The 26,722-nt window shown below is 70.5% G+C and carries 20 protein-coding genes; 14 read left to right on the top strand and 6 right to left on the bottom strand.

All coding sequences use genetic code 11. The features are described from left to right. Positions 1 to 76 precede the first annotated feature (76 nt). Both ACIA03_RS10430 and ACIA03_RS10435 read left to right on the top strand, forming a co-directional pair. The gene (locus ACIA03_RS10430) at positions 77 to 1,477 is read left to right on the top strand and encodes a cystathionine beta-synthase (protein ID WP_396981968.1); all 1,401 of its coding nucleotides are present in this window, start codon (positions 77 to 79) and stop codon (positions 1,475 to 1,477) included. Positions 1,478 to 1,535: 58 nt separating this feature from the next. Further along, entirely contained in the window at positions 1,536 to 1,892 is a 357-nt protein-coding gene (locus ACIA03_RS10435; RefSeq protein ID WP_396981971.1) for a hypothetical protein, read from the top strand. On the opposite strand, the gene ACIA03_RS10440 is transcribed toward ACIA03_RS10435, so the two are convergent. After that, positions 1,853 to 4,417 (bottom strand): LuxR C-terminal-related transcriptional regulator, encoded by a 2,565-nt coding sequence (locus tag ACIA03_RS10440; protein ID WP_396981973.1) that lies wholly within the window; start codon positions 4,415 to 4,417, stop codon positions 1,853 to 1,855. The two genes, ACIA03_RS10435 and ACIA03_RS10440, sit on opposite strands and share 40 nt — an antisense overlap. Before the next feature lie 465 nt (positions 4,418 to 4,882). Between ACIA03_RS10440 and ACIA03_RS10445 the strand changes: the two genes are divergently transcribed. The 4 genes from ACIA03_RS10445 to ACIA03_RS10460 are packed head-to-tail and all read left to right on the top strand — an operon-like array spanning position 4,883 to position 11,546. After that, positions 4,883 to 6,352: a cytochrome ubiquinol oxidase subunit I gene (locus tag ACIA03_RS10445; protein ID WP_396981975.1), complete on the top strand. Its 1,470-nt coding sequence runs from the start codon at positions 4,883 to 4,885 to the stop codon at positions 6,350 to 6,352. Between the two features lie 10 nt (positions 6,353 to 6,362). Then, positions 6,363 to 7,364: a cytochrome d ubiquinol oxidase subunit II gene (gene cydB, locus ACIA03_RS10450; RefSeq protein WP_396981977.1), complete on the top strand. Its 1,002-nt coding sequence runs from the start codon at positions 6,363 to 6,365 to the stop codon at positions 7,362 to 7,364. Between the two features lies 1 nt (position 7,365). Further along, positions 7,366 to 10,890: a thiol reductant ABC exporter subunit CydD gene (gene cydD, locus ACIA03_RS10455; protein ID WP_396981979.1), complete on the top strand. Its 3,525-nt coding sequence runs from the start codon at positions 7,366 to 7,368 to the stop codon at positions 10,888 to 10,890. Further along, a complete protein-coding gene (locus ACIA03_RS10460; RefSeq protein ID WP_141792128.1) occupies positions 10,884 to 11,546 on the top strand; it encodes a response regulator transcription factor in 663 nt (220 codons plus the stop codon). The genes cydD and ACIA03_RS10460 overlap by 7 nt, the downstream gene beginning before the upstream one ends. Before the next feature lie 5 nt (positions 11,547 to 11,551). Here the strand turns inward: ACIA03_RS10460 and ACIA03_RS10465 are convergent, their stop codons facing one another. Both ACIA03_RS10465 and ACIA03_RS10470 read right to left on the bottom strand, forming a co-directional pair. Next, the gene (locus ACIA03_RS10465; RefSeq protein ID WP_396981982.1) at positions 11,552 to 13,246 is read right to left on the bottom strand and encodes a sensor histidine kinase; all 1,695 of its coding nucleotides are present in this window, start codon (positions 13,244 to 13,246) and stop codon (positions 11,552 to 11,554) included. Between the two features lie 97 nt (positions 13,247 to 13,343). Beyond that, positions 13,344 to 13,769, bottom strand: a complete 426-nt coding sequence (locus ACIA03_RS10470) for a YchJ family protein (protein ID WP_396981984.1) — start codon at positions 13,767 to 13,769, stop codon at positions 13,344 to 13,346. A 173-nt stretch (positions 13,770 to 13,942) separates the two neighbouring features. Here ACIA03_RS10470 and ACIA03_RS10475 point away from each other — a divergent pair, with 173 nt between their 5' ends. The 6 genes from ACIA03_RS10475 (at position 13,943) to ACIA03_RS10500 (ending at position 22,778) form a co-directional block, all read left to right on the top strand. Then, positions 13,943 to 16,738 carry a BTAD domain-containing putative transcriptional regulator gene (locus ACIA03_RS10475; protein ID WP_396981986.1) on the top strand — a complete coding sequence of 932 codons (2,796 nt, stop codon included), beginning with the start codon at positions 13,943 to 13,945 and terminating at the stop codon, positions 16,736 to 16,738. Then, entirely contained in the window at positions 16,735 to 18,138 is a 1,404-nt protein-coding gene (locus tag ACIA03_RS10480) for a magnesium chelatase (RefSeq protein WP_396981988.1), read from the top strand. Before ACIA03_RS10475 ends, ACIA03_RS10480 begins: the two co-directional genes overlap by 4 nt. A 109-nt stretch (positions 18,139 to 18,247) precedes the next feature. Further along, the gene (locus tag ACIA03_RS10485; protein ID WP_396981990.1) at positions 18,248 to 20,263 is read left to right on the top strand and encodes a hypothetical protein; all 2,016 of its coding nucleotides are present in this window, start codon (positions 18,248 to 18,250) and stop codon (positions 20,261 to 20,263) included. 59 nt (positions 20,264 to 20,322) lie between these two features. Further along, positions 20,323 to 21,102: a TSUP family transporter gene (locus ACIA03_RS10490; RefSeq protein ID WP_396981992.1), complete on the top strand. Its 780-nt coding sequence runs from the start codon at positions 20,323 to 20,325 to the stop codon at positions 21,100 to 21,102. Position 21,103: 1 nt separating this feature from the next. Further along, entirely contained in the window at positions 21,104 to 21,733 is a 630-nt protein-coding gene (locus ACIA03_RS10495) for a YigZ family protein (RefSeq protein ID WP_396981994.1), read from the top strand. A 43-nt stretch (positions 21,734 to 21,776) separates the two neighbouring features. Continuing rightward, positions 21,777 to 22,778: a GNAT family N-acetyltransferase gene (locus tag ACIA03_RS10500; RefSeq protein WP_396981996.1), complete on the top strand. Its 1,002-nt coding sequence runs from the start codon at positions 21,777 to 21,779 to the stop codon at positions 22,776 to 22,778. Positions 22,779 to 22,789: 11 nt separating this feature from the next. Here ACIA03_RS10500 and ACIA03_RS10505 read toward each other — a convergent pair whose 3' ends face one another. After that, a complete protein-coding gene (locus tag ACIA03_RS10505; protein ID WP_396981998.1) occupies positions 22,790 to 23,593 on the bottom strand; it encodes an SDR family oxidoreductase in 804 nt (267 codons plus the stop codon). Between the two features lie 228 nt (positions 23,594 to 23,821). Then, entirely contained in the window at positions 23,822 to 24,925 is a 1,104-nt protein-coding gene (locus ACIA03_RS10510) for a diacylglycerol kinase (RefSeq protein ID WP_396982000.1), read from the bottom strand. Between the two features lie 75 nt (positions 24,926 to 25,000). Between ACIA03_RS10510 and ACIA03_RS10515 the strand changes: the two genes are divergently transcribed. After that, on the top strand, positions 25,001 to 25,540 hold the full coding sequence (locus ACIA03_RS10515) for a DinB family protein (protein WP_396982002.1): 540 nt from the start codon (positions 25,001 to 25,003) through the stop codon (positions 25,538 to 25,540). Next, a complete protein-coding gene (locus ACIA03_RS10520) occupies positions 25,540 to 26,019 on the top strand; it encodes a GNAT family N-acetyltransferase (RefSeq protein WP_396982004.1) in 480 nt (159 codons plus the stop codon). The genes ACIA03_RS10515 and ACIA03_RS10520 overlap by 1 nt, the downstream gene beginning before the upstream one ends. A 2-nt stretch (positions 26,020 to 26,021) precedes the next feature. On the opposite strand, the gene msrA is transcribed toward ACIA03_RS10520, so the two are convergent. After that, positions 26,022 to 26,675, bottom strand: a complete 654-nt coding sequence (msrA, locus tag ACIA03_RS10525; RefSeq protein ID WP_396982007.1) for a peptide-methionine (S)-S-oxide reductase MsrA — start codon at positions 26,673 to 26,675, stop codon at positions 26,022 to 26,024. Positions 26,676 to 26,722 lie beyond the last annotated feature (47 nt).

Here is a 26,722-nt window from a genome sequence, read left to right on the forward strand (position 1 = left end):
TAAAGTCTTCGGCCCATTACCGGGCACTCAGTATCGGGATATAGGGGATCTCACCTAGTGGACATACGCTGTGGCCATGGAGTACGTGGACTCGCTTCTCGACCTTATCGGCAACACTCCGCTCGTGCGGCTGAGGCGTGCGCTGGACGGCGCCGGCGCCTCTGAACCCGGCCAGGGACCGCTGGTTCTGGCCAAGGTGGAATACCTCAACCCGGGCGGTTCGGTGAAGGATCGCATCGCCACCCGGATGATCGAGGCGGCCGAGGCATCGGGCGAGCTCAAGCCCGGCGGCACGATCGTCGAGCCCACCTCCGGCAACACCGGTGTCGGCCTGGCGATGGTCGCCCAGCAGAAGGGCTACAAGTGCATCTTCGTCTGCCCCGACAAGGTCAGCGAGGACAAGCGCAACGTGCTGAAGGCCTACGGCGCCGAGGTCGTCGTCGCGCCCACGGCCGTGCCGCCCGAGCACCCCGACTCCTACTACAACGTCTCCGACCGGCTCGCGTCCCAGCCGGGCGCCTGGAAGCCGAACCAGTACGCCAACCCGAACAACCCGCGCTCCCACTACGAGGAGACCGGCCCCGAGATCTGGCGCCAGACCGAGGGCAAGATCACCCACTTCGTGGCCGGCGTCGGCACCGGCGGCACGATCTCCGGGATCGGCCGCTACCTCAAGGAGCAGAACCCTGACGTCCAGGTGATCGGCGCCGACCCCGCCGGGAGCGTCTACTCCGGCGGCACCGGCCGGCCCTACCTGGTCGAGGGCGTCGGTGAGGACTTCTGGCCGGAGACCTACGACCGCGACATCGCCGACCGGATCATCGAGGTCTCCGACGCCGACTCCTTCGCCTACACCCGCCGGCTCGCCCGCGAGGAGCAGCTGCTCGTCGGCGGCAGCGCCGGCATGGCTGCGTACGCCGCCAAGCAGCTGGCCGAGGAGCTGGCCGGCACGCCGGAGGGCGAGAACGCCGTGATCGTCGTGCTGCTGCCCGACTCCGGGCGCGGCTACCTGACCAAGGTGTTCAACGACGAGTGGCTGGCTCAGTACGGCTTCGCGACCGGTGAGGCGGCCAAGCAGACCGTCGGCGACGTGCTGCGCGGCAAGTCCGGCCGGCTGCCCGACCTGGTCCACACCCACCCCGGCGAGACGATCGCCGAGGCGGTGCACATCCTGCAGGAGTACGGGGTCTCGCAGATGCCCGTCGTGCGCGCCGAGCCGCCGATCGTAGCCGCCGAGGTCGCGGGCTCGGTCTCGGAGCGGACGCTGCTCGAGGCGCTGTTCACCGGCAAGGCCAAGCTCACCGACCCGGTCGAGGAGCACATGTCCCCGCCGCTGCCCTCGATCGGTTCAGGTGCCGACGCCCACGACGCCGCCCACACCCTGGGCTCCTCCGACGCGCTGCTGGTGCACGAGGACGGCAAGCCGGTCGGTGTCCTCACCCGCCAGGACCTGCTCTTCTTCCTGACCGGCTCCTGAGGTCGCTCATACCCTCCCCCCTAGCGGGGGAGGGTGGCGTACGCCATGATGCGTGGTCATGATCGCGTACCCCCACACGCGCCGGTCGGCCATCGCCGCGGCCATCCTGACCACGCTGTTCTCGCTGACCGCTTGTGGTGGTGGCGACGGCGGCAGTGGCGGCGGCGATCGTCCCAGCGTCGCGGACATCAAGGGTCAGATCACCCAGAGCAGCGGCAACCAGGTGACCGAGGAGCAGGCCGTCTGCCTGGCGAAGACCTACTACGAGTCGGATCTCTCCGACGAGGCGGTGCGTCTTCTGGTCGAGGCCGAGGACGTCTCCAAGATCAGCCCGGAGGATCTCTCGGAGGCCGACCAGAAGGCCAGCAAGGCGCTCTACGACCCGTTGGTGAAGTGCCTGACGCCCGCTGAGTAGTCGCCGTTCGGCGCCGGCCGCAGCCAGGTGTTCGCCACCCGGGCGAGGTCCTCGCGGCCGGAGACCCCGGTCTTGCGGCTGATGTTGTGCAGATGGGTCTCGACGGTGCGCGTGCTCATCTCCAGGTCTGCGGCGAGCGAGGCCGTGGTCGGGCCGTCGGGAAGTAGTCGGAGCACCTCGTTCTCCCGTGCGGAGAGCCCGATGTGGACCGCCGCACGGCGGAACAGGCCGGCTCGGCTGCCGGAGATCTCGGAGCGTTCCCAGGCGAGGTCGAGCGTCTCGGCGGCCTCGGCCAGGTCGCCGGCCTCGCGCTGCAGGATGGCCAGCGAGATCGCCGCCCGGGTCACGAACACCAGGGCGCCGGCGTCGGCGAGGGTCACGATCGCCTCGCGGAGGCCGTCGACGTCGCCCGCCGCGGTGGTCGCTGCGTACGCTCCCAGGCCCTGCAGCAGCGGGCTCTCGGTGCCTGCCGCGAGGCTGGCGGCCCGGGTGATGTGCTTGTTCTCGTTGGCGCCGCGCTCGATCGCCTCGACAGCGAGGAAGATGCCGCCGGTGACGTAGCCCGCGTCCAGCCGCTGGCCGACGAGCTCGCACAGCTCCTTGAGGCTGGGCATCCGGCCGCTGGGCGGGGCCATGATGCTGGCCACCATCCCGGGCCACGGGCCGAAGGCCACCTTCGCGCCGCCGATCTGGGAGGCGAGGCTGCGGGCGTACTCCGGGCGGCCCTGGGCCATCGCGATCTCGGCGCCGAGCGCCAGGATCCCGGTGTGGGCGACGTCGCGGTAGGCCGCGACGCTCGAGGAGGAGAGGCTCTGGAACGCCGCCTGGCTCGCCTCGGTCAGCCGGCCGGCGATGCTCAGACCGAGTACGCAGAGGTAGGCGTGGGCTTGGATGAGCATGGCGCTCGAGCTCTGGTTGGCCTCCTCGAGCTGCTCGCGGGCGAAGTCGATGCCGCGGTCGAGATCTCCGCCGAGCACGTCGGCGAGCCCGACCAGGAAGGCGTGCAGCCCGGCCGGGTGCGGGTTCTGTGGGTGCTGGCTCTCCAGCAGGTTACGCGCCTGCTCGACCATCCCGGCGGAGAGGAGGCGTTCGGCGGCGACGACGGCGAGCATCTCGGGACCGGCCGTGTCGCGCGGGTCGGGCTCGACGTCCGGCAGCTCGGGGACGTACTCGGTCTGGAACTGCAGGTGTGCCCGGGAGGCCTCGAGCGTCGCGGCGAAGGTGGGCAGCCGGGTCAGGCCGTCGTCGAGCACGGCCTTGGCCGCGCTCAGATCGCCCAGCTCGACCGCCTTCCAGGTGGCGAACCAGGCCAGCATCCAGGCCGACTCCTGGGTGTCGGTCAGCGGGGTGCGCCGCTCGACCTCCTCGATCTGGTCGCGAGGCGCAGCGGTGTTGCGGAGTGCGATGAGCAGCGGCAGCGCGGTCTCGGGCGAGGGCAGCTCGGTCCAGGAGCGGCGCGCCCGGGCGACCTCGTCGGCCATCTGACGAAGCGAGCGCTGGTGGAGCAGGGCGGCGTCGGCGCCGCGCGGCCGGTGGGTGGCGTAGTCGATGAGCGGCTGCTCGGCGGCGAGGTGGTTGCGCGCGATCACCAGCCCGAACGCCGAGCCCTCGGTGATCAGGTAGTCGCCGATGAGCGGCGGGTAGAGACCCACGACGCCGCTGCCCGGTCCGTCCTCGCTGTGGCGCGCCAGCCCGTGAGCGAAGAGCGCGTCGAGCACGCGGCGCTCGAGCAGCTTCTCGGCCTCGTCCAGGGGCACCGGGCCGGTCACCGCGAGGGCCGTGGCGCCGTCCCAGGTGTCCTGGTCGAGCCCGGCGACGAGCGGCTCGACGGCCGAGGCCAGCTCAGGAGCCCAGCCCGTACGCCGCGGCAGCCGCCACAGCCCGTCGAGCTGCTCCAGGACCCCTGCCCGGGGCCCGACGGTGGCGATGGCCCGCACCAGGCCGAGCAGTCCGCCGGTCGCCATCGCGATCCGGGCCAGGGACCCGGCCTCCACCGGGCCGCCCAGGATCGCCCGGCACACCTCGTGCACCTCGTCGACCTCGAGCGCGGGGGAGCGCACCTGGACCGAGGGGGCGATGCCGAGCATCAGCGTGTCCTCGGCGACCGGGTGCTGGTGGCGGCTGCTGGTCACGGCGAGAAGACGTCGCTGACGGTGGATGTTGCGCAGGGCGCCGACCGAGTAGGTGTCGAGCGCGTCGGCGTCGTCGATCACCAGGACGGTGCCGTTGCCGAGCTGCTTGCTCAGCGCGGCGGTCATCTCGCCGATGGTCCTCCGCGGCCCGGGCGGTGTCGCGCCGCCGATGCCGGCGGCGAGCAGCGCGGCGAACGGCTCGTTCTGCCAGGCCCGGTGGCCGCTGAGCTGGAACACCGTGAGACCGTCGTCCTCGAGCCGGTCGGCGACCAGGGCGCAGAGCTCGCTGCGTCCGGAACCTCGGGGGCCGACCAGATGTACGCTCAGGCCCGCACCGACGTAGCCGGCGACCTCGTCGACCACCCGCGCGAGGACACCTTCGCGATCCGACATGGTCACCCCCCACCTCAAGGTATATCCAAATGCATACCGGATTTTCTGTGGGAGCGCTGTATCGCCCGCGTATTAGGTCTACTGATACGCAGGTTACCTGTTTACAGTACGTAAACAGTCCGTCCGAGACCGCAATGTCTGGCGCAGATGATGAGATAGTGCTCTCACGGGCTGAGGTTCACCTCGGCCTGCACCACTGAGTGACCACCGGGTCGCCGCAACAGCTCCCCCATCTGATTGCGGCCCTGGTGGCACACAGACCTACGGAGCCCGGCCGTCCCGGACTCGAGGTCGCGATCATCCCCCCGCGGTCGTGACCTCGAGCCCAGGGCGGCCGGGTTTCTTTGCGTCCGGGAGCGTGGAATGCGGCGTGGTTCACCAGGGACGTAAGCCACGACACAAGGGACGTATGCCTAGGGGAGGGGGTGGTGTGGCCGATGGGGCCGCAGTGACATAGTGACTGCCGTGGACAGCGTCCTGGAGTTAGCCAGGTGGCAGTTCGGCATCGTGACCGTCTACCACTTCCTGTTCGTCCCACTCACGGTGGGACTCACCATGCTCGTCGCCGTGCTGGAGACGATCTGGCTGCGTACGAAGAACCCTGAGTGGCTTCGGCTGACCAAGTTCTTCTCGAAGCTCTTCCTGATCAACTTCGCGCTCGGTGTGGTCACCGGGATCGTGCAGGAGTTCCAGTTCGGGATGACCTGGTCGGACTACTCCCGGTTCGTCGGGGACGTCTTCGGGGCGCCGCTGGCGATCGAGGCGCTGCTGGCCTTCTTCCTGGAGTCGACGTTCCTCGGCCTGTGGATCTTCGGCTGGGACAAGCTGCCGCGGGCGCTGCACAACGCGTGCATGTGGATCGTCCACCTCGGCACGCTGGCGTCGTCGTGGTTCATCCTCGCGGCCAACTCCTGGATGCAGCACCCGGTCGGCTACAAGTTCAACGAGGTCACCGGCCGTGCGGAGCTCACCGACTTCTGGGCGGTGATGTTCAACAAGGTGCAGCTGGGCACGTTCCCGCACGTCATCCTCGCGGCGTACCTGACCTCGGCGGCCTTCATGCTCGGCATCCTCGGCTGGCTCTACCTGCGCCGGCCGGGTGTCGACGGGGCGGACCGGCCGATGCACCGGCGCGGGATGGTCCTGGCGGCCTGGATCATGGTCTTCTCCGGCGTCGGCGTGGCGGTCTCGGGTGACATCCAGGGCAAGATCATGACCGAGGTGCAGCCGATGAAGATGGCGGCCGCGGAGGCGCTGTGGGAGACCTCGGACTCGTGCGCGCCGTTCTCGGTCCTGACCATCGGCACCCGCGACGGGAAGCACGAGAAATGGGCCCTGGAGGTGCCCTGCGTGCTCTCTTTCCTCGGCACCGGCACCTTCGACGGCAAGGTCGAGGGCATCTACGACCTGCAGCAGCAGTATCGGGAGACGTACGGGTCGACGCCGGGGGCGACCTACTACTCGCCCGGTGACTACACCCCCAACATCCCGGTCACCTACTGGACCTTCCGCTGGATGATGGGCCTCGGTGTCGTCGGTGGTCTCGTCGGGCTGGCGGTGCTGTGGCTGACCCGCCGTGGGCGTGAGCCTTCCGGACTGGTCGGGCGCTTCCTGCCGGCTCTGGCGATCTCGGCGCCGGTGATGGTGCTGCTGGGCAACTCGATGGGCTGGATCTTCACCGAGATGGGTCGTCAGCCGTGGGTGGTCTTCGGGGTGCTGACGACCGCACAGGGTGTCTCACCCGGCGTCGAGCCCTGGGAGGTGTGGATGTCGCTGATCGGGTTCACGTTGCTCTACGCCGTGCTCGCCGTCATCGAGGTGGGCCTGCTGATCAAGTATGTGAAGAAGGCTCCGGACCCGTTCGTCGAGCCGCCTTCACCGTCCCTGCGCGGCTCCGAGTCGGATGCCGACGAGCCGATGAACTTCGCGTACTGAGGAGCCTGCGATGGAACTCACGACTGTCTGGTTCTGCCTCATCGCCGTGCTGTGGATCGGCTACTTCGTCCTCGAAGGCTTCGACTTCGGCGTCGGCATGCTGCTTCCGGTGCTGGCCCGCGACGACCGCGAGCGGCGCGTCATGATCAACACGATCGGCCCGGTCTGGGACGGCAACGAGGTCTGGCTGCTGACCGCGGGCGGGGCGACGTTCGCGGCCTTCCCGGAGTGGTACGCCACCTTGTTCTCCGGCTTCTACCTGCCGCTGTTCCTCATCCTGATCGCGCTGATCGTGCGTGGGGTCGCGTTCGAGTACCGCCACCAGCGTCCTTCGGCCACCTGGGCCGGCTGGTGGGACCGTGCAGTGATCTTCGGCTCCTACGTGCCCGCGTTCCTGTGGGGTGTGGCCTTCGCCAACATCGTGCGCGGGGTGCCGATCGACGGGGACTTCGAGTTCACCGGGACCGTGTTCACCCTGCTCAACCCCTATGGGCTGTTGGGTGGGCTCGTGACCCTGTCGCTCTTCGTGACCCACGGAGCGCTGTTCATCGCTCTGAAGACAGATGGGGAGATCCGCGGCCGGGCTCGCGCGCTGGCGCTCAAGGTCGGGGTCGTCGCGGCCGTGCTCGCCGTCGTGTTCCTGGTCTGGACCCAGGTGCTCACCGGCAGCGTCGCGACCGCGGTGATCTTCGTCGTGGCGGCACTCGCGCTCGTGGGCGGGCTGGGGGCGGCGTACGTCGGTCGTGAGGGGCTCGCCTTCGCCGGCACCTTCCTCGCGATCGGGCTGGCCGTGGCCGGGCTCTTCGTGGGGCTCTTCCCCGACGTGATGCCGTCGACCACCGACGTCGCGAACTCGTTGACCACGACGAACGCGTCGGCGACGCCCTACACGCTGAAGCTGATGACGATCGTCGCGGCGGTGTTCACGCCGATCGTGGTGGGCTATCAGGCCTGGACGTACTGGATCTTCCGCAAGCGGATCTCCATCCACCACATCCCGGCCGCCCATTGACATGCGTCCGAGTGATCCCCGCCTCCGTGCCCAGCTGAGCGTCGCCCGCCGGCCGCTGGCCGTGGTGGTCGCGGCGGGGGTGCTCGGCGCGGTCCTGCTGATCATCCAGACGTACGCCGTCACCGGGCTGCTGATCTCCGCGATCCGCGGCACGGGGTCGGTGAGCGGCTGGGCGCTGGCGGTCGTGGCGGTCTTCGCCGGGCGCGCGGTCGTCGGGGTCGTCTCGGACGTGGCCGGCGCCCGGGCTGCCGGTGTCGTCGGGGCGGACCTGCGGCGCCGGGTGGTCGCGGCGATCCTGCGTGGCCGGTCGGGCGCCTCGGGCTCGTTGTCGGCGCTGGCGACCCGCGGAGTCTCGGCCGCCGAGCCGTATCTGACGCGCTACGTGCCGGCACTGGTGCTCGCCTGCGTACTGCCTGTTCTCGTGCTTGCCGTCATCGTCTGGACCGACCCGCTCAGCGGTCTCATCGTGGGGCTCACGCTCCCGTTGATCCCGGTCTTCGGGGTGCTGGTCGGGCTGGCGACGCGTGACCAGGCGGCCAGCCAGTGGCGGGCGATGTCGGCCCTGGCCGGTCATTTCCTCGACGTGATGAAGGGTCTGCCCACCCTGGTCGCCTTCGGCCGCGCGCGGGCGCAGTCCCGGGTCATCGCCACGATCACCGACCGCTACCGCCGCCGCACCCTCGAGACCCTGAAGATCGCGTTCGCCTCCTCGGCCGTGCTCGAGCTGGTGGCGACCATCTCGGTCGCCCTGGTGGCCGTGACCATCGGCGTCCGCCTCGCCGCCGGCTCGGTCGACCTGCAGACGGCTCTCGTGGTCCTGCTGCTCGCTCCCGAGGCCTACTGGCCGCTGCGTCGCGTCGGGACCGAGTTCCATGCCGCCGCCGAGGGCACGGCCACCCTCGAAGCCACTGCCGACCTGAGCCGAGGCGTCACCGGCGTCGGCCGAGGCGTCACCGGCGTCGGCCGAGACGTCACGCGCGTCGGCCGAGACGTCACCGACTGCCAACTCGACCGACGGGAGCGACGTCTCGGCATGTCTCTCGGGGAGGTCGGGGTGTCCTATCCGGGGCGGGAGCGGCCGGCGCTGGCCGCGGTGAGCGCGACCATCCCGGACCGGGGGATCACCGCGATCGTGGGCCCGAGCGGCTGCGGGAAGTCGACGTTGCTGGCGACGATCGCGGGTCTCCAGGAGACGTACGAGGGTGCAGTCGAGCTCGACGGACAGACCCCGGCGGCGGGCGACGAGTGGCGGCGCCGGTTCGCCTACCTCCCGCAGCGACCGGTGTTCGTCAGCGGGACGATCGCCGACAACCTCCGCCTGGGGTTGCCGGAGGCCACCGAGAGCGACCTGTGGCAGGTGTTGAAGCGGGTCGCGCTCGCCGACCGGATCGCCGAGCTCCCCGGCGGACTCGGGGCCGACCTGGCCGAGGACGGCCGGTCCCTCTCGGCCGGTGAGCGGGCCCGGCTCGCGCTGGCCCGCGTCGTACTCTCCGAGCGCCCCTGGGTCCTCCTCGACGAACCCACCGCCCATCTCGACCCCGACACCGAGCGGATCATCGCCGACACCGTCACCGACCTCGCCCGCGACCGCGCGGTCGTCCTCGTCGCCCACCGCCAGGCCCTCATCGACATCGCCGACCAGGTCATCACCCTCTCCGCCGAGAAGGCGCCCCCGTCGGCCGAGACGTCACCAGCGTCGGCCGAGACGTCGCTCCGGGCGGCCGAGACGTCGCTCCGGTCGGCCGAGACGTCGCTCCGGGCGGCCGAGACGGCAACTGTTGACGCTTCGGCCGACGGGGCTGACGCTTCGGCCGACCGGGGTGACGCCTCGGCCGCCCGGGGTGACGCCTCGGCGCGGGTGGCGTTGTGGGGGTCGGCGGTGGTCGGCGGGCTGAGCTGGGCGTCGGGGGTGGCGCTGACGGCGCTGGCGGGGTGGCTGATCATCAAGGCCTCCTACCACCCGGTGATCCTGACGCTGGTGGCGGCGATGGTGGGGGTGCGTACGTTCGGGATCGCGCGGCCGGTGCTGCGCTACCTGGAGCGGTTGTGGTCCCACGACAGCGCGCTGCGGCTGCTGGCGAAGCGACGGGTCGACATCTACGACGCGCTGGTGCCGCTCGTGCCCGGCGCGCTCCCGGGCAGAAGAGGAGACGTGCTCGCGAGCGTCGTCGACGATGTCGACGCGGTGCTCGACGAGGAGCTGCGGGTGCGGCTGCCGATCCGGGAGCACGCCGTCGTGGCCCTCCTCGCGGTCGTCGCGACCGCGCTCATCGACCCGGCCGCAGCGGCCTTCACCATGGCCACGGTGCTGGCGGCGGGAGCCGCCTTCGGGATCGCGTACGCAGGAGCAGCACGCGCCGAGAACATCTCGATCACCGTGCGGGCCAGAGTGTCCGAGCAGGTGGTGGAGGCGACCCAGACGGCGACCGAGCGCCGGATGTGGCAGGCGGGCGAGCCGGTGCTGGACGCGCTCGACGACCTGGCTCGCACCGCCACCCGAGCGACCACGACCGCAGCATTCGCCGCGTCCGCGGCGAAGGCCCTCGTGCTGGTCGCCGCCGGCGCGGCGGTGGCCGCGACCGCCGCCTACACGACGGCCGGCGACGGCCCGATGCTCGCGCTCCTCACCCTGGTCCCGCTGGCACTGGCCGAGCCCGCCGCGACGCTCGCCGACGCCGGCGCCGCCAGGGCCCGCACCCGTGCCGCGCAGCGTCGTCTCGACGCCCTCACCAGCCGCCGCCCCGCGGTCGCCGCCCCGGACCGCCGCGAGCAGCCCGCCGGCGACACCACGATCACGATCACCGGCGTCACCGCCCACCCCGGCGGCCAGATCGTCGGCCGGTCGAGAGGCCACAGCGTCGAGATCCCCGACCTGCACATCGAGCCGGGCGCGAAGATCGGCATCGTCGGCCCCTCGGGCTCCGGCAAGAGCACCCTGGCTGCCCTGCTGCTGCGCTTCCTCGACCCGGACACCGGCACGATCACGCTCGGCGGCCGCGCGGCGCGCGACCTGGATCCCGAGGACGTACGGAAGGTTGTCGGGCTCGTCGACGACGACCCGCACGTCTTCGCGTCCAACCTCGTCGAGAACGTCCGCCTGGCGCGGCCCGACGCCACCGACGAGGAGGTCGAGCGGGCGCTCCGGCGCGCGCATCTCGGTGACTGGCTCGACGCCCTCCCGACAGGATTGCGGACCAGGCTCGGCGACGGCGCGGCCCAGGTCTCCGGCGGCGAACGGGCCAGGCTGGCCGTGGCGAGGTCGCTGCTGGCCGGGCACAAGGTCCTGGTTCTGGACGAACCTTTGGCTCATCTGGACACCTCGACCGCCGAGTCGCTGGCGCGTGAGGTGCTCGCGCGGGAGTATGGCTCGACAGCTGACACAGAGCCCGGCACAGAACACGGCGCGGAGCCTGGTCCGCATGGCGGCACGAAAACCGTAGTGTGGATGACTCACACATCGACCGGACTGGGGTTGACCGATACCGTGGTCTCCCTTCAACGAATGGGGGAAGTGAGACGGTGTTGACCGAGACAAGGACGATCCGGGTCTACCTGCTCGACGACCACGAGGTCGTCCGCCAGGGGTTGACGACGCTGCTGGACAGCCATGACGACATCGCTGTCGTCGGTCAGGGTGGCACCACCGCCCAGGCGCGCGAGGACATCGACCGTCTCCAGCCGGACGTGTGCGTGCTCGACGCCCGCCTCCCCGACGGCTCGGGGATCGAGGTCTGCCGTGAGGTCCGGGCGGCCTACCCGGACATGCTCGCGCTCATCCTGACCTCCTATGACGACGACGAGGCGCTCTTCTCGGCGATCATGGCCGGGGCGAAGGGCTACGTCCTCAAGGACATCCGCGGCAACGACCTGGTCGAGGCGATCCGCACCGTCTCCGGCGGCGGCTCGTTGCTCGACCCGCTCATGACCGCGAAGGTCATGGAGAAGATGCGCAACCCCGACGGTGAGTCGCCGCAGATGCAGGCGCTCACCCCTCAGGAGAAGCGCCTGCTCGCGCTCATCGGCGAGGGCCTGACCAACCGTGAGATCGCCGGCCGGATGTTCCTGGCCGAGAAGACGGTCAAGAACTACGTCTCCAGCATCCTGGCCAAGCTCGGTGTCCAGCGACGCACCCAGGCCGCGCTGATGGCCAAGGAACTCCTCCACCCCCGCCGAGGTCAGTAAGAAGCTCAGGCCCCAGCGGTGATCGGCACCTGCCAGATGAGCTCGGTGCCGCTGGGGGAGCGCGGGCCGATCTCGAGCTGGCCGCCGAGCTGGACCGCGCGGCAGCGGGCGTTCTTCAGCCCGCTCTCCTCGGCCTCCTCCGGGACACCGCTGCCGTCGTCGCGTACGACCAGCTTGATCTCGTCGTCCTGGAGCGAGAGCTCGATCTGGGCGCTGTGGGCCTGGGCGTGCCGGGCGAGGTTGGAGACCGCCTCGCGCAGGACCGGCAGCAGGTGGTTGCGCACCGAGTCGGGCACCGCGGTGTCGACCGGCCCGGTGATCTTGATCTCCGGGGTGAAGTCCATGACGCCGGCGTACTCTCGGACGACCTCGCGCACCTGCGCCCGCAGCGAGGAGGCGTCGTGGTTGCTGAGGTCGAAGATGGAGCCGCGTACGTCCTTGATGGTCTGGTCCAGCGCGTCGACCTGCTCCGAGAGCCGCTTGGGCAGGTCCTCGACCCGCTGCGGGTTGCGGCCCAGGGTCTCGAGCTGGAGCCCGATCGCGAAGAGACGCTGGATGACGACGTCGTGGAGGTCGCGGGCGATCCGGTCGCGGTCGGTGATGACGGCGAGGTCGGCCCGGTCCTCGACCGCGCGGAGGCGGTCCAGGGCGAGGGCGGCCTGGCCGGCGAAGCCGAAGAAGAGCTCGCGCTCGTGCTCGTCGTGGGCGGCGCCGGCGTTGTCGTAGATCGCCAGCAGCGCGCCGCGGCCGGCGAGCGAGGAGCGCACCGGGGCGACCACGACGTAGAGCCCGTCGACCTCGAGGTCCAGCGGCTCGACGATGCGACGGTCGATCAGGAGCGGGACCTTCTCGGTCACCGCCCGCACCCGCTCCTCCTGGCCGGGCGCGGCAGCGACGCCGGAGACGAGTCCGTGCTCGATGCGGGTGCCGGCGCCGACCCCGATCGCGCGCATGAGCGGCAACGCGGTCTCACACATCCGCTCGAGGGCGACCGTGTGGTCCAGCGGCGGGGTCAGGGCCCGGCTGAGCTCGGCGCTCGCCTCGAGCCACTTGCGGCGCTGCTCGCTGAGCTCGAGCTCGCGTACTTTGTCGATCTGGGCTCCCGCGGCACGCGCGAGGGCGACGACGAGCTGCTCGTCGTGGCTGGTGAAGTCGGCACCGCCGACCTTCTCCGAGAGGAGCAGGTGGCCGAAGTCGCGCTCACCGATCCGCAGCGGCACCTCGATGAACTTGCGCTTGCCCGGGTCGCTCGTACGCAGCGCGTGGCTGCCACCCTCGGGCGTGCGGGGTGCGACCAGCAGGAGGGGGTCGGGAGCGGTGATCCCTCTGGGCCGGGTCGTCGATGCCGGCTCGCCATCGTCGTCCGCGCCGTCGTGAACACCCTCATAGGTGTTGGCATCGGCATCGGCATCGGAGTCGACGTCGGCATCGAGGCGGGCACGGCGGCCGCGGCTCTTGCCCACGACCTGCAGCGTCGGCTCCTGCTGGTGGCCGTAGGTGATCAGGTCCTGCAGCTCGCCGTCGAGGCCGAGGATGCCGAGAGCGCCGTAGCCCGCCCCGGTCAGCTCGCAGGCGGAGCGGGTGATCCGCTCCAGCATGGCGCTCAGGTCGAGCTCGCTCGACATCGCGATGACCGCGTCCAAGAGCGAGCGCGCCGATGGCTCGAGACCGGTCAGGTCTTCGGTCGCGTCAGTGGTCACTTGTCAGAGTCTGTCGTGCCGGACCCGGTCGCGTCCACATAACGGCAACAGTTTCTCTACTGTCTGCCTCAAACTCACGCGAATGTGTGCGTTTGGATCATTCGTCTGCGATCTTGCCGTCGACGTAGAGCCACCGTCCGGCACGCACCTCGAACCGACTGTGCTCGGCGAGCACGCCGTCGCCCGCCGGGGAGCGATAGGACGCCCGGAACGCCACCCAGCCGTGGGTGTCGTCATCGAGCCCCGAGCCCTCGATCTCCAGTCCCGTCCAGGTCGGTCCCGAGTCCGGTGCGGCACCTCCCAGGTCGTCCGGGCGGGTCCGCGGATGCCAGGTCCGGAAGATGTAGTCCCAGTCCCCGAGGGCGTACGCCGCATAGCGGCTGCGCATCAGCTCCTCCGGCGTCTCGGCCGGGGCACCGCCACGGTGCAGCCGGTGGCAGCACACCGCGTAGCGCTTTCCGCTCCCGCACGGGCACTCCTCGGGCAGCGGTGTTCCGGTGGAGGTGCGGCCGAAGGGGGACATGCGCCCATTGTGTACCGGAAAGGGCACATTCCCGTCGTGGGCCCGGAGCGCCCCGACTATGGTGTGGGGGTGGCTCTCAGGCGCAGGCGGCTCGGGACGGCGGGGGTGCTTCGGTGACGGATGTGAGCATCTGTCTGCTGGGTCCCCTGATCGTTACGCGCGCAGGTGAGCCGGTGGAGATCCCGGGACGGCGCCCGCGCACGCTGCTGGCGTTGCTGGCCCTGGAGGCGGGCACACCCGTCTCCGCCGACGTGCTCGCCGACCGGATCTGGGGCGAGGAGCTGCCCGACAACCCGCGCGGCAGTCTGCACACCTACATCGGACGGCTGCGTCGCGTGCTCGGCAAGGAGGTCGTACGCCGCGCTGCCGGTGGCTACATCCTCGACCTGCCCCGCTCCTCGGTGGACGCGCTCGCCTTCATCGACCTGCTCGACGCGGCGCAGGGAACGGACGCCTACGCGCGGCTCGAGGAGGCGATCGAGCTGTGGCGGGCCGAGCCGTTCGCCGAGTCGGCCGACGAGTCGCTGGCCGAACGCACCCGGCCGTGGCTCGTCGACCGCTACCTCGCGGCGCTGGAGCAACGCGCCGAGCTCGACATCGCCGCCGGCCGGGCCGCGAAGGCGGTCGCCGACGTGCGCCGGGTGGTCGGCGACCACCCGCTGCGCGAGTCCCTGTGGGTCGTGATGCTGGATGCGCTGGACGCTGCGGGACGTACCGCCGAGGCGCTGGAGGCCTATGAGGAGGTCCGGTCACGACTGGCCGACGAGCTCGGCGCCGACCCCGGTGCGGAGCTGCGCTCGACCTTCACCCGGCTGCTGGTCGGCTCCTCGCCGGCCGCCCCGGAGGTGCAGGTCGCGCCGGGGGAGGCGACCGTGCCCGCCCAGCGCGTCTCCGAGGAGGACCTGGTCCCCAGGCAGCTCCCGGCCGACATCCCCAGCTTCTCCGGTCGGGAGGCCGAGCTCCGGCTGCTGGACGCGGTCACCATCGGCCACGAGGCCGGCTGGCCGAGCGTGGTCGCCGTGCACGGCATCGGTGCGGTGGGCAAGACCGCGTTCGCGGTGCACTGGGCGCGCGCCCGGACCGAGCACTTCCCCGACGGTCAGCTCTTCATCGACCTGCGCGGCTTCGGGCCGGGCGAGCCGCTCTCGCACGCCCAGGCGCTCACGACCCTGCTGATCGGGCTCGGCGTCGACGTCGCCTCGGTGCCGGCCGAGGTGGACGCGGCATCGGCCCTGCTGCGTACGACTCTCGCGCAGCGGCGCATGCTCCTCGTGCTCGACAACGCTCGCGACTCCACGCAGGTGCGGCCGCTGCTGCCGGGTGGTGACTCGCTGGTGCTGGTGACCAGCCGGAGCCAGCTGCGCGGCCTGGCCACCCGTGAGGGGGCCCGGCGGCTCGCGCTGGACACGCTCGCCCCCGCGGAGTCGGCGGCGTTCCTCCGGCAGCGGCTCATCGACCGGCCGGCGGACGATGAGGACGTACGTGCCCTTGCGGACAGGTGCGGACACCTGCCGCTCGCGCTCGCCGTAGCGGCCGAGCGTTGCAGCCGCTACCCGGATCTTCCGCTGACCGACCTGCTGGCCGAGCTCGACGGCGAGACCAGCCGGCTGGCCGCGCTCGAGGCGCCGCTCGATCCCATCTCCGATCTGCGCGCGGTCTTCTCCTGGTCCTACGACTCCCTCGACGAGGAGTCGCGGCGTGCCTTCCGCCTCCTCGGCCTCCGCCCGGGCCACGAGATCGGGATGCCTGCGATGGCGGCGCTCTTCGCCGTCGACATCGCCGCCGCCCGGCGGCTGGTCGACAAGCTCGTCGACGCCAACCTGGTCCGCGAGCACCGCCCGGGCCGTTTCGTGCTCCATGACCTGATCCGCGACTACGCCCTGGAGATGGGCTCCGCGGAGGAGTCAGGTGAGGCGCTGCTGCGGTTGGTGAGCTGGTACACCCACTCCCTGGTCGCGGCCTCCGAGGCCGGCGGCCGCTCCTTCCGGCTGATGAGCCTCGACCCCGTCGTCGACGGGGTCACCCCGCTGAGCTTCGCCACCGCGCAGCAGGCGCGCGCCTGGGGAGACCGGGAGTGGCTGACCATGGGGAGCGCCGTGCGCCTCGCGGTGCGTGCCGAGCTTCTCGGCCCCGCCTACCAGCTGGTCAACAAGATGTTCACCCTCTCGATGCGGCACCCACCCGCCGAGATGGTGCCCCTCCAGGAGCTCGGTCTCGACGCCGCCCTCCGTGCCGGTCAGCACGTCGACGCTGCCTACATCCGCAACCAGGTCGGGATCAGCCGGGCGAGGGCCGGCGACCTGAGCCGCGCGATCTCGGAGTTCCGTGGCGCTGCCTCGGTGTTCCGTGAGGCCGGGACCGCCGCCGGCCTGGAGATGGCGCTGTCCAACTGCGGCCAGGCGATGAGCATGATCGGGTCCCTCGACGAGGCCGTCGCGGTCCTCGAGGAGGCGTACGCCGTCGCGGACGCGGCCGGGATGGACGACCGTGCCCGCGGCAGCCTGATCGGGCTGGCCGAGGTCTACGTCCGGATGGAGCGCTACGAGGACGCCGTGCGGCTGATCGAGGAGGAGATCGGTCACGGGCCGGTCGACGTCGACTCCTCCGCCTCGCCGCGGTTGACCCTGGTCGACGCCCTGATCGGCCTGGGCCGCTACACCGACGCCGAGACCCATCTCCGCCTGGAGCTCGCCCACCACCTCGAGGAGCGCAACCGGTGGGGTGAGGCCAACATCCTCGTACGCCGCGCCGTGATCGAGCGCGAGACCGACCGGGTCGCCCAGGCCCGGGCCACGCTCCACGAGGTGGTCGCGATCCTCGACGAGGTGGGCGAGCTCGACCGCACCGCGCTGACCCGGGAGCGGGTCGAGGAGCTGCTCGCCAGCGTCGGCTCCTCCGTATCCGAGGGTCGGGACGTCGACGCATCGGCCGCCCAGGGGTTGGGCGGCGGCGTAGCGTTGCGTCCGTGACTGCCGCACCCACGATCAGCACCCTCGGCCAGCTTCGCGCGAGTGGCCATGTGTTCAAGTCGCTCCGTGAGGAGATCCGCGACAACCTGCTGGCGAAGCTGGCAGCCGGAGAGGACCCCTGGCCCGGGCTGCACGGGCTGGAGGACACCGTCATCCCGCAGCTCGAGCGTGCCCTGATCGCCGGACACGACGTCGTCCTGCTCGGTGAGCGTGGCCAGGGGAAGACCAGGCTGCTGCGTACGTTGGTGGGGTTGCTCGACGAGTGGACCCCGGTCATCGAGGGATCCGAGCTCGGTGAGCACCCCTACGAGCCGGTCTCGGTCGGGTCCCAGCGCTTGGCGGCGACGGCAGGTGACGCGCTGCCGGTCGCGTGGAAGCACCGCTCCGAGCGCTACGCGGAGAAGCTGGCCACCCCCGACACGTCGGTGGCCGACCTGATCGGCGACGTCGACCCGATGAAGGTCGCCGAGGGACGCTCGCTGGGCGACCCGGAGACGATCCACTTCGGCCTGATCCCGCGCTCCCACCGCGGCATCGTCGCGATCAACGAGCTGCCCGACCTCGCCGAGCGGATCCAGGTGGCGATGCTCAACGTGATGGAGGAGCGCGACATCCAGATCCGCGGCTACGTGCTGCGGCTGCCGCTCGATCTGCTGGTGGTGGCCTCCGCGAACCCGGAGGACTACACCAACCGCGGCCGGATCATCACCCCGCTCAAGGACCGTTTCGGCGCCGAGATCCGCACTCACTACCCGCGCGAGCTCGCCGCGGAGATGGCGGTCATCCGGCAGGAGGCCGCGCTGGTCGCCGACGTACCCGACCATCTCCTCGAGATCCTCGCGGTCTTCACCCGCCACCTGCGTTCATCCTCCGCCGTCGATCAGCGCTCCGGGGTCTCGGCGCGCTTCTCGATCGCCGGCGCCGAGACCGTCGCCGCGGCGGCGCTCCACCGAGCCACCGTGGCAGGGGAGCCCGACGCCGTCGCTCGTCTCGTCGACATCGAGACCGCCGTCGAGGTGCTCTCCGGCAAGATCGAGTTCGAGTCCGGCGAGGAGGGCCGCGAGGCCGAGATCCTGACCCATCTGCTGCGTACGGCCATCGCCGAGGTCGTCCGCAAGTCCTTCCGCGGCCTCGACTTCGCGCTGCTCATCGACGCCATCGAGGACGGCCGAATGGTCACCACCGGCACCAAGATCTCCGCCCGCGCCTTCCTGGAGGGCCTCCCGGTCCTGGGCGAGTCCGACCTCTACGACCAGATCGGCGACCGCGTCTACGAGGCCACCGGCGGCCCCCAGAACGACGGCCAGCTGGCCAGCGCCGTCGAGCTGGCCCTGGAGGGCCTGTTCCTGGCCAGAAAGATCGGCAAGGACACGGCGGATGGCGAGACGGTCTATGGCTGATCAGCGAGTGTCGAGCGAGGTGTAACACGTCGTTCGTAGGACTACTCGCCCTATTGGAACGACCGGATAGACCTACGAACAGCGTGTTACACGCGTTGAGGAGCACCACGTGAGCAGATACAAGAAGTACGCCGGGGGCGACCCGCTCGCTCCGCCGGTCGACATCGCCGAGGCGCTGGACGCGATCGGCGAGGACGTGATGTCGGGCTACTCGCCCGAGCGCGCGATGCGGGAGTTCCTGCGGCGCGGGGGACAGGACCAGCGGGGCCTCGACGACCTCGCCCGGCAGGTCGCCGAGAGGCGCCGTGAGCTGCTGCAGCGCCACAACCTCGATGGCACGCTCGAGCAGGTGCGCGAGCTGCTGGACAAGGCGGTCCTGGAGGAGCGCAAGCAGCTGGCCCGCGACGTCACGATGGACGACGGCGACCGTGCGTTCCGGGAGATGCAGATCGACAACCTCTCGCCGAACACCGCCGCCGCGGTCAGCGAGCTGTCCTCCTACGACTGGACCTCACGCGAGGCCCGCGAGGCCTACGAGGAGATCAAGGACCTGCTCGGCCGCGAGATCCTCGACCAGCGGTTTGCCGGGATGAAGCAGGCGCTCGAAGGGGCCACCGACGAGGACCGCGAGGCGATCGCGGAGATGCTGCGCGACCTCAACCAGCTCCTCGACAAGCACAATCGCGGCGAGGACACCGACGCGGACTTCGACGAGTTCATGGCCAAGCACGGCCAGTACTTCCCCGAGAACCCGCAGAACATCGACGAGCTGCTCGACACCCTGGCGCAGCGCTCGGCGGCCGCCCAGCGGATGCTCAACTCGATGTCGGCCGAGCAGCGACGCGAACTGATGGAGCTCTCGGCGCAGGCGTTCGGTTCGCCCGCCCTGATGGAGCAGATGGCCCAGCTCGACGCCAACCTGCAGGCGGCGCGGCCCGGCGAGGACTGGTACGGCTCCGAGGAGTTCGGCGGCGGCGAGGGGCTCGGCCTCGGCGACGGCACCGGCGTGCTGCAGGACATCGCCGAGCTCGACCAGCTCTCCGAGCAGCTCCAGCAGTCCTACGCCGGGAGCCGGCTCGACGACATCGACCTCGACGCGCTCTCGCGCCAGCTCGGTGATCAGGCCGCGGTCGACGCGCGCACCCTGCAGGAGCTCGAGCAGGCGCTGCGCGACTCCGGCCAGCTCGAGCGCGGCTCCGACGGCGACCTCCGGCTGACCCCGAAGGCGATGCGCCAGCTCGGGAAGGCCCTGCTCCGCGACGTCGCCCAGCGGCTCTCCGGGCGGCAGGGCGAACGCGACCTGCAGCGCGCCGGTGCGGCGGGCGACCTCTCCGGCTCCTCGCGGCCCTGGGCCTTCGGCGACACGGAACCCTGGGACGTACCCCGCACGATCACGAACGCCGTCATCCGCGAGGTCGGCGAGGGCCGCCGCGGCCCCGGGGTCCGCCTGACCGTCGACGACATCGAGGTGCAGGAGACGGAGGCCCGTACGCAGGCAGCGGTCGCCCTCCTGGTCGACACCAGCTTCTCGATGGCCATGGACGGCCGCTGGGTGCCGATGAAGCGCACCGCGCTGGCGCTGCACACCCTGATCAAGAGCCGGTTCCGCAACGACGACCTGCAGCTGATCTCGTTCGGGCGCTACGCCCAGACGATGGAGATCGAGAAGCTGACCGCCCTCGACGCGATCTGGGACAAGGGCACCAACCTGCACCACGCGCTGCTGCTGGCCAACCGGCACTTCCGCAAGCACCCGGGTGCCCAGCCGGTGCTCCTGATCGTGACCGACGGCGAGCCCACCGCCCACCTGGAGCCCGGCGGCGACGTCTGGTTCTCCTACCCGCCGCACCCGGTCACGATCGCGCGGTCCGTCGAGGAGCTGGAGAACTCCCGGCGCCTCGGCGCCCAGACCACCTTCTTCCGCCTCGGCGACGATCCCGGCCTGGCCCGCTTCATCGACTCCATGGCCCGCCGGGTCGAGGGGCGCGTCGTCGCGCCCGAGCTGGACGACCTCGGTGCCGCCGTGGTCGGGTCCTATCTGGGCGACAGGACGGCGCGGCGTACGTCCAACTCCTACGGCGGCTATCCCGATGCGTTCGGGGGTCGTGGCTGGTGGGCCGGCTGAGCCTGGGTGGATGCTCACCGAGTTAACTCGGTGAGCATCCGGCCGCGTAGCCTGCGCTCGTGCCCGAGGAGACGCTGAACGTACTTGCCCTTCTCGCCCTCGCGGCCCTGGCCGCCGGATATGTGGACGCGGTGGTCGGCGGAGGTGGGCTGATCCAGCTGCCGGCGCTGCTGCTGTTCCTGCCCGGTGCCGCGCCGGTGCAGATCCTGGCGACCAACAAGCTGGCCTCGGTCTTCGGCACCTCGATCAGCGCCGCGACCTACTACCGGCGGGTCGGGCCGGACCCGAAGACCTTCATCCCGCTGATGATCCTCGCGTTCGCGGGCTCTGCCCTGGGGGCGGGGGTGGCTTCGTACCTTCCCGAGAGCGTCTTCGAACCGATCGTCCTGGTCGCGCTGATCCTCGTCGGGGCGTGGGTGCTCTTCAAGCCGTCGCTGGGCGAGGCGACGGAGCTGAGGTACGACGGTCACCGGCATCTGATCGGCGCGATGGTGGTCGGGTTCGCGGTCGGTTTCTACGACGGCGCCCTCGGTCCGGGGACCGGCAGCTTCCTGGTGATCGGGCTCGTCGGTCTCCTCGGCTACTCCTTCCTGGAGGCGAGCGCGAAGGCGAAGATGGCCAATGTCGCCACCAACCTCGCCGCCCTGGTCGTCTTCGTCCCGCAGGGCGCGGTGATGTGGAAGACCGGCCTGGTGATGGGCGTGTGCAACCTGATCGGTGGTTACCTCGGGGCGCGGACCGCGGTGGCGAAGGGCGCCGGGTTCGTACGCGTCTTCTTCATCGTCGTGGTCGCCGGGTTCATCGTCCGCATCGGCGGCAGCGTGCTGGGGATCTGGTGACATGGCGGGCTACCTGACGATCGCGCGCGACGGCGCCGCCGAGATCGAGGAGAAGCGGTCGCGGTTCCTGTGCACGCTCGCCCGGGTCGAGAATGAGACCGACGCCCGGGAGGTGGTCGAGCGGCTGCGCAAGCAGCACTGGGACGCCCGCCACACCTGCTCCGCCTTCAGGATCGGTCCGCCGCCGCAGCCGGTCGAGCGCTCCAACGACGACGGCGAGCCGGCCGGCACGGCCGGCGCGCCGATGCTCGAGGTGCTTCGCGGTGCCGGGGTCTCGGACACGGTCGCCGTGGTGACTCGCTGGTTCGGCGGGACGCTGCTTGGCGCGGGCGGTCTCGTCCGGGCCTACTCCGACGCCGTCCGCACCGCGCTGGGCGAGGTCGGGACGCTCAGGCGAGAGCTGGTCCGGGAGTATTCGATCGAGGCTGCGTACGACGCCGCCGGCCGTCTCGAGACCGACCTGCGATCCTCCGGTGTGGCCGTCCTCGACACCGTCTACGGAGCTGCCGTGACCCTGCGGATCGGCGCTCCACCGGCCGAGGAGAAACGCCTCGAAGCGCTCGTCGCAGAGCTCACCGCGGGGGCGTCTGTGCTGGTCCCGGGCACGGACCAGTGGGTCGACCTTCCCTGAGGTTTGGGACAATGGACGGGTGAGCGACCATAGCGAGACGCCCGTGGAACTCCCTGATGGATGGACGACGAAGGTCCCGGACCTCGACGATCTACCCGCACTTCTGAGGCTCCGAGCAGCCGACAAGACACCCTTCGAAGGGTCCGGAAAGGTCGACGCGGATGCCATCACCGGCGAGGTCGCCGGCCCCGCCTCCTGGACCCGACAGCAGCTCGTCGCGATCGACCCGGAGGGCGACATCCGCGCCTGGGCGATCGCCCACGACCGCGCCGCCGGGCGCACGCTCGTCTACCTCTACGTCGACCGAACCATCGAGCGGACCGCCGAGATCGCGGCCGGGCTCTACGCCTGGCTCGAGGACCAGGCCCGGTCCATGGCCGAGCTGCGTGGCATCACCGAGTCCCATCTCGACGCCAGCCCGTTCGCCGACGACACCGTGCAGCGGGAGTGGCTGGCGGCGGCGGAGTTCACCAACAAGCGCACCTGGCTGCACATGAGCCGTCCGGTGCTGCCCGACGAGACCGTGCCCCCGCTCCGCGAGGGCGTGACGATCCGGCAGGTCGAGACCCACGAGAACGGGATGCCCGTCGCAGCCGACCTGCAGACGGTCCACCAGACCCTCGAGGAGTCCTTCCAGGACCACTTCAACTCCTACCGGGAGAGCTTCCCGGAGTTCGTACAGCGCCTCCGCGAGGACCCCGGCCACCGCTGGGACCACTGGTGGCTCGCCTACGTCGACGATCTCGAGGATCCCGACACCATGCTGCCCGCCGGCTCGCTGGTCGCCTCGGTGCTGCCCGCCAACGCGGCCGGGGTCGAGGGGACGTACGTCGAATACATCGGCGTCAACCGCAACGCACGCGGCCGCGGGGTGGCCAAGGGGCTCCTGCATGCCGTCATCGGCGACGCGCTCGAGCGCGGCCGCGACCGGGTCTCGCTCGAGGTCGACGCAGACAGCCCGACCGGGGCCGACGGGCTCTACAAGTCGATGGGCTGGGTGACCGACTACGTCACCGAGTCCTGGCACAAGGACGTCACCGTCTGACTGCCCGACGATCAGGCGCCGACGTCGGGGAGCTTCAGATCCAGCGTCGGCGCCTCGGTGCCGCCGTCGACCTCGAGCAGCTTCCCGGTGACGAACTGCCCAGCCTGTGAGGTCAGGTAGACCGCCGCGGCGGCGATGTCCTCCGCCTCCCCGATCCGTCCGAGCGGGGTCTTCGCCTCGATCTCGCCGCGCATGTTCTCGTCGCCGGCCACGAACTCGAGGGCGCTGGTCAGCACCGATCCCACGAAGATCCCGTTGACCCGGATCCGCGGTGCCAGGTCGGTGGCCGCCAGCCGGGTCCAGTGCGCCAGCGCCGCCTTCGCGGTCCCGTACGCGAGATAGCCGCGCCCCGCCGTACGTCCCATCATCGAGCTGATCGACACCACCGACTGCTGCCCGTCCGGGCTCTTCACCATGTACGGCACCGCCGCCCGCGTCAGTGCGTGCGCCGTGGTCACGTTGAAGTGGAAGGCCTCCTCGAGATAGGCCTCGTCGGTGTCGAGGAACGTGTTCGGGATCGTCCCGCCGACGTTGTTGACCACGATGTCGAGGCGCCCGAACTCCTCGTACGCCTGCTCCGCCAGCCCCGCCGTCGCAGCCGTATCGGCCAAGTCAGCCGGCACCACCAGCGCCCGCCGCCCCACCGCCTCGATCCTCTCGGCGACCTTCCGGAGCTGGCTCTCGGTCCGTGACGCGATCACCACGTCCGCCCCCGCCTCCGCCAGCGCCACCGCGGTAGCGGCGCCGATCCCGCGCCCCGCCCCCGTCACGATCGCCACGTGGTCGGTCAGTCTGAACCGTTCGAGAATGCTCATCTGTTTCCTCCATGTCGAGACGTCCGGCCGGTCGGCCGAGACGTCGCTTGCGCTGGCCGAGACGTCAGCGGCGTCGGCCGAAACGTCGCTCCGGTTGGTCGAGGCGTCGCTTGCGTCGGCCGAGATGGCAACGTGACGTGTCGGCCGACGTGCGTGACGACTCGGCCGACGGGGGTGACGCCTCGGCCGACGGGGGTGACGCCTCGGCCGACCGTAGTGACGTCTCGCTCATCGGGTGACGAGCCCGCGGCCGGTGATCAACGGAAGATCGAGAGGGGAGACGAGGCCGGGGGAGGCGGCGACGACGGCGGGGACGGCGTTGACCAGCCGCTGGGCGGTGACGATCATGCCGGAGACGTTGTGGTCGCCGTGCTCGCCGTGGTGGCTGAGCTCGACGGTCATCGACGGTTCGCCGGTGACCTCGATCCGGTAGCAGCCGTCGCCCGTCGCCGGGACAGGCCAGTCGGGGTCGGAGGCCGCGTCGGTGCGGGTCACGTGCTCCAGGGTGATGCGAGGGACGCCGTCGACGGTGCCGGTGACGGTGAAACGTACGGAACCCTGGGTGCCCTTCGCGATGTCCACCGACACGGTCTTGGTGTCCTGGGCCGCCGGGCGGCGCTCGACGTGCTCGACGAGCGGCTCGTCGAGGGTCACCCCGAGACCGGCGGCGAGCACCCGGACGACGGGGCCCCAGGCGGTGCTCAGCACCCCCGGCTCCCACAGGAACGGCTTGTCCTCCAAGGATCCTCCGAAGCCGAAGAGGTCCTTCATCACGACCGGCTGGAAGTACGTCGAGTAGTCGGCGATCTCGCTGACCCGGAGGTGGTCGATCCGCTGGGACAGCGACGTGATCGCGAGCGGCAGTACGTCGTTGGCGAAGCCCGGGTCGATGCCGTTGACGTGCAGCGACGCACCGCCCTCCCGCCCGGCCTCGTCGATCCCGGCGATCATCTCGTCCGGCAGCGTCCCCTGCGGATGGACCAGGATCACCGGCCCGGACGAGACCACGTTCACCCCGTCCCGGATCAGCTCGGTGAGATCCGAGATCGCCTCGAACACCCGGTCGTCGGTCATCGCCGCGTGGACGACGCAGTCCGGGGAGAGCGCGAGCAGCTCCTCGCGCGACGTGGTCGCAGCAACGCCCAGGGTCCGCCCCAGCCCCGCCAGCTCCCCGGCGTCGACCCCGGCCTTCGCCGGCGTCGACGTCCAGACCCCGACCAGCTCCAGGTCGGGATGGGCATCCACCCCCGCGATCGCATGACGTCCCACCGTCCCGGTGGACCAGACGACGACTCTGAGTGGCTTCTCGGGACTCCCGAAGGCGAAGGACATGGCGCCAATCTAGAACGTGTTTCAGTTTCGCGGAAGTGATTCGCCCAGGAAACCCTCCGCAGCTACGTTGACGCCATGACCGAGGCACTCTTCGAGGACACCCGACATCCGACCGGCGCCCCCTATGTCGCGGACGAGTCCACCACACTGCGCGCGTTCCTCGACTTCCATCGGGCGACCCTGCTCAGACAGGTCGAGGGCCTCGACCACGAGCAGCTGAACCGGCCCTTCCCGCCCACGACCATGACGCTGGCGGGACTCCTCAAGCACATGGCGTACGTAGAGGACACCTGGTTCGGCGTACGCCTGGCCGGCAACGGCCCGTTCCCGCCGTTCGACACGGCTCCGTGGGACGACGACCAGGACTGGGACTTCAACAGCGCCGCCGCCGACGACCCCGAGGCGCTGCGCACCCTCCTCCGCGACGCGATCGCTCGCTCCAACGAGCTCACCGATGCCGCCGGCTCCTTCGATCGCATCGCGGTCGGGAAGACACGGGACGGCCAGCAGGTCAGCCTGCGCTGGATCCTGGTCCACATGATCGAGGAGTACGCCCGCCACTGCGGCCACGCCGACCTCATGCGCGAGGCCATCGACGGAAGGACAGACATCTGATGCAGATCCGCGAAGCGACGGCCGAGGACTGGCCGCAGATCTACCCGTTCTGGTCCGAGATCGTGGCGGCGGGGGAGACCTACGCCTACCCCGAAGGCCTCACCTCAGAGGAGGCCCGCGAGATGTGGATGTCCGACCACGTCGTGGTCGCCGTCGAGGGCGAAGAGATCCTGGGCAGCGCCAAGATGGGCCCCAACCGCCCGGGCCGCGGCAGCCACATCGGCACCGCTTCGTTCATGGTCTCCCCGGCCGCCCGCGGCAAGGGCGTCGGCCGGGCCCTCGGCGACTACTGCGTGCAGTGGCACAAGGACAGTGGCTTCCACGGCATCCAGTTCAACGCCGTCGTGGAGACCAACACCACCGCCGTACGCCTGTGGAAGTCGCTCGGCTTCCAGATCATCGGGACCGTCCCGGACGCGTTCGACTCGACGTCGCACGGCCGGGTCGGCCTCCACGTGATGTATCTGCCGCTGACCTGACCTCAGGCGGTCGCGGGGAAGGCGATGCCCGTGTTCGCGTGGCAGCGGTAGCCGTTGGGCACGCGGTCCAGGTACTGCTGGTGCGCGGGCTCGGCGGCGTAGAAGGTGGGCACCTCGCGGATCTCGGTGGTGATCTCGCCGTAGCCACGCTTGGTGATCTCGGCGCCGTAGATCTTGGTCAGCTCCTCAGCGGTCTCCCGCTGCGCGTCGGAGACGTAGTAGAGCGCCGAGCGGTACTGGGTCCCGACGTCGTTGCCCTGCCGCATCCCCTGCGTCGGGTCGTGCACCTCGAAGAACTTCTTGACGAGGTCCGCGTAGGAGACCACGGTGGGGTCGAAGACGACCCGGACGGCCTCGGTGTGGTTGGTCTGACCGCTGCAGACCTCCTCGTAGGTCGGGTTGGCCGTGGTGCCACCCTGGTAGCCCACGGCGGTCGAGTAGACCCCCGGCGTCTGCCAGAAGATCTCCTCGGCACCCCAGAAACAGCCGAGACCGAAGTACGCCACCTCGGACCCTTCCGGAGCGGTGCCGTCCTCGGGCGAGGCGAGCAGCGGAGTCCCCAGGACGCGGTGCTTCGCGGGCAGGTCGAAGAGGGCCTGGTCGCGCCCGGCGAGGGTGCGGTCCTCGGGGAAGAGCTGTGTTGGGCGACCGAACATGAGTGACCTCCAGAAAGTCAGGTTGCTACCAGTCTCCAACACAGTTC

The sequence above is a fragment of the Nocardioides sp. NPDC051685 genome (assembly GCF_044453405.1).
GTDB lineage: Bacteria > Actinomycetota > Actinomycetes > Propionibacteriales > Nocardioidaceae > Nocardioides.

Coding starts and splice junctions, on each gene's coding strand:
- ACIA03_RS10435 (WP_396981971.1), top strand. CDS start 1,536: ATGATCGCGTACCCCCACACGCGCCGGTCGGCCATCGCCGCGGCCATC.
- ACIA03_RS10520 (WP_396982004.1), top strand. CDS start 25,540: ATGCAGATCCGCGAAGCGACGGCCGAGGACTGGCCGCAGATCTACCCG.
- cydB (WP_396981977.1), top strand. CDS start 6,363: ATGGAACTCACGACTGTCTGGTTCTGCCTCATCGCCGTGCTGTGGATC.
- ACIA03_RS10495 (WP_396981994.1), top strand. CDS start 21,104: ATGGCGGGCTACCTGACGATCGCGCGCGACGGCGCCGCCGAGATCGAG.
- ACIA03_RS10510 (WP_396982000.1), bottom strand. CDS start 24,925: ATGTCCTTCGCCTTCGGGAGTCCCGAGAAGCCACTCAGAGTCGTCGTC.
- ACIA03_RS10440 (WP_396981973.1), bottom strand. CDS start 4,417: ATGTCGGATCGCGAAGGTGTCCTCGCGCGGGTGGTCGACGAGGTCGCC.
- cydD (WP_396981979.1), top strand. CDS start 7,366: ATGCGTCCGAGTGATCCCCGCCTCCGTGCCCAGCTGAGCGTCGCCCGC.
- ACIA03_RS10505 (WP_396981998.1), bottom strand. CDS start 23,593: ATGAGCATTCTCGAACGGTTCAGACTGACCGACCACGTGGCGATCGTG.
- msrA (WP_396982007.1), bottom strand. CDS start 26,675: ATGTTCGGTCGCCCAACACAGCTCTTCCCCGAGGACCGCACCCTCGCC.
- ACIA03_RS10430 (WP_396981968.1), top strand. CDS start 77: ATGGAGTACGTGGACTCGCTTCTCGACCTTATCGGCAACACTCCGCTC.
- ACIA03_RS10470 (WP_396981984.1), bottom strand. CDS start 13,769: ATGTCCCCCTTCGGCCGCACCTCCACCGGAACACCGCTGCCCGAGGAG.
- ACIA03_RS10515 (WP_396982002.1), top strand. CDS start 25,001: ATGACCGAGGCACTCTTCGAGGACACCCGACATCCGACCGGCGCCCCC.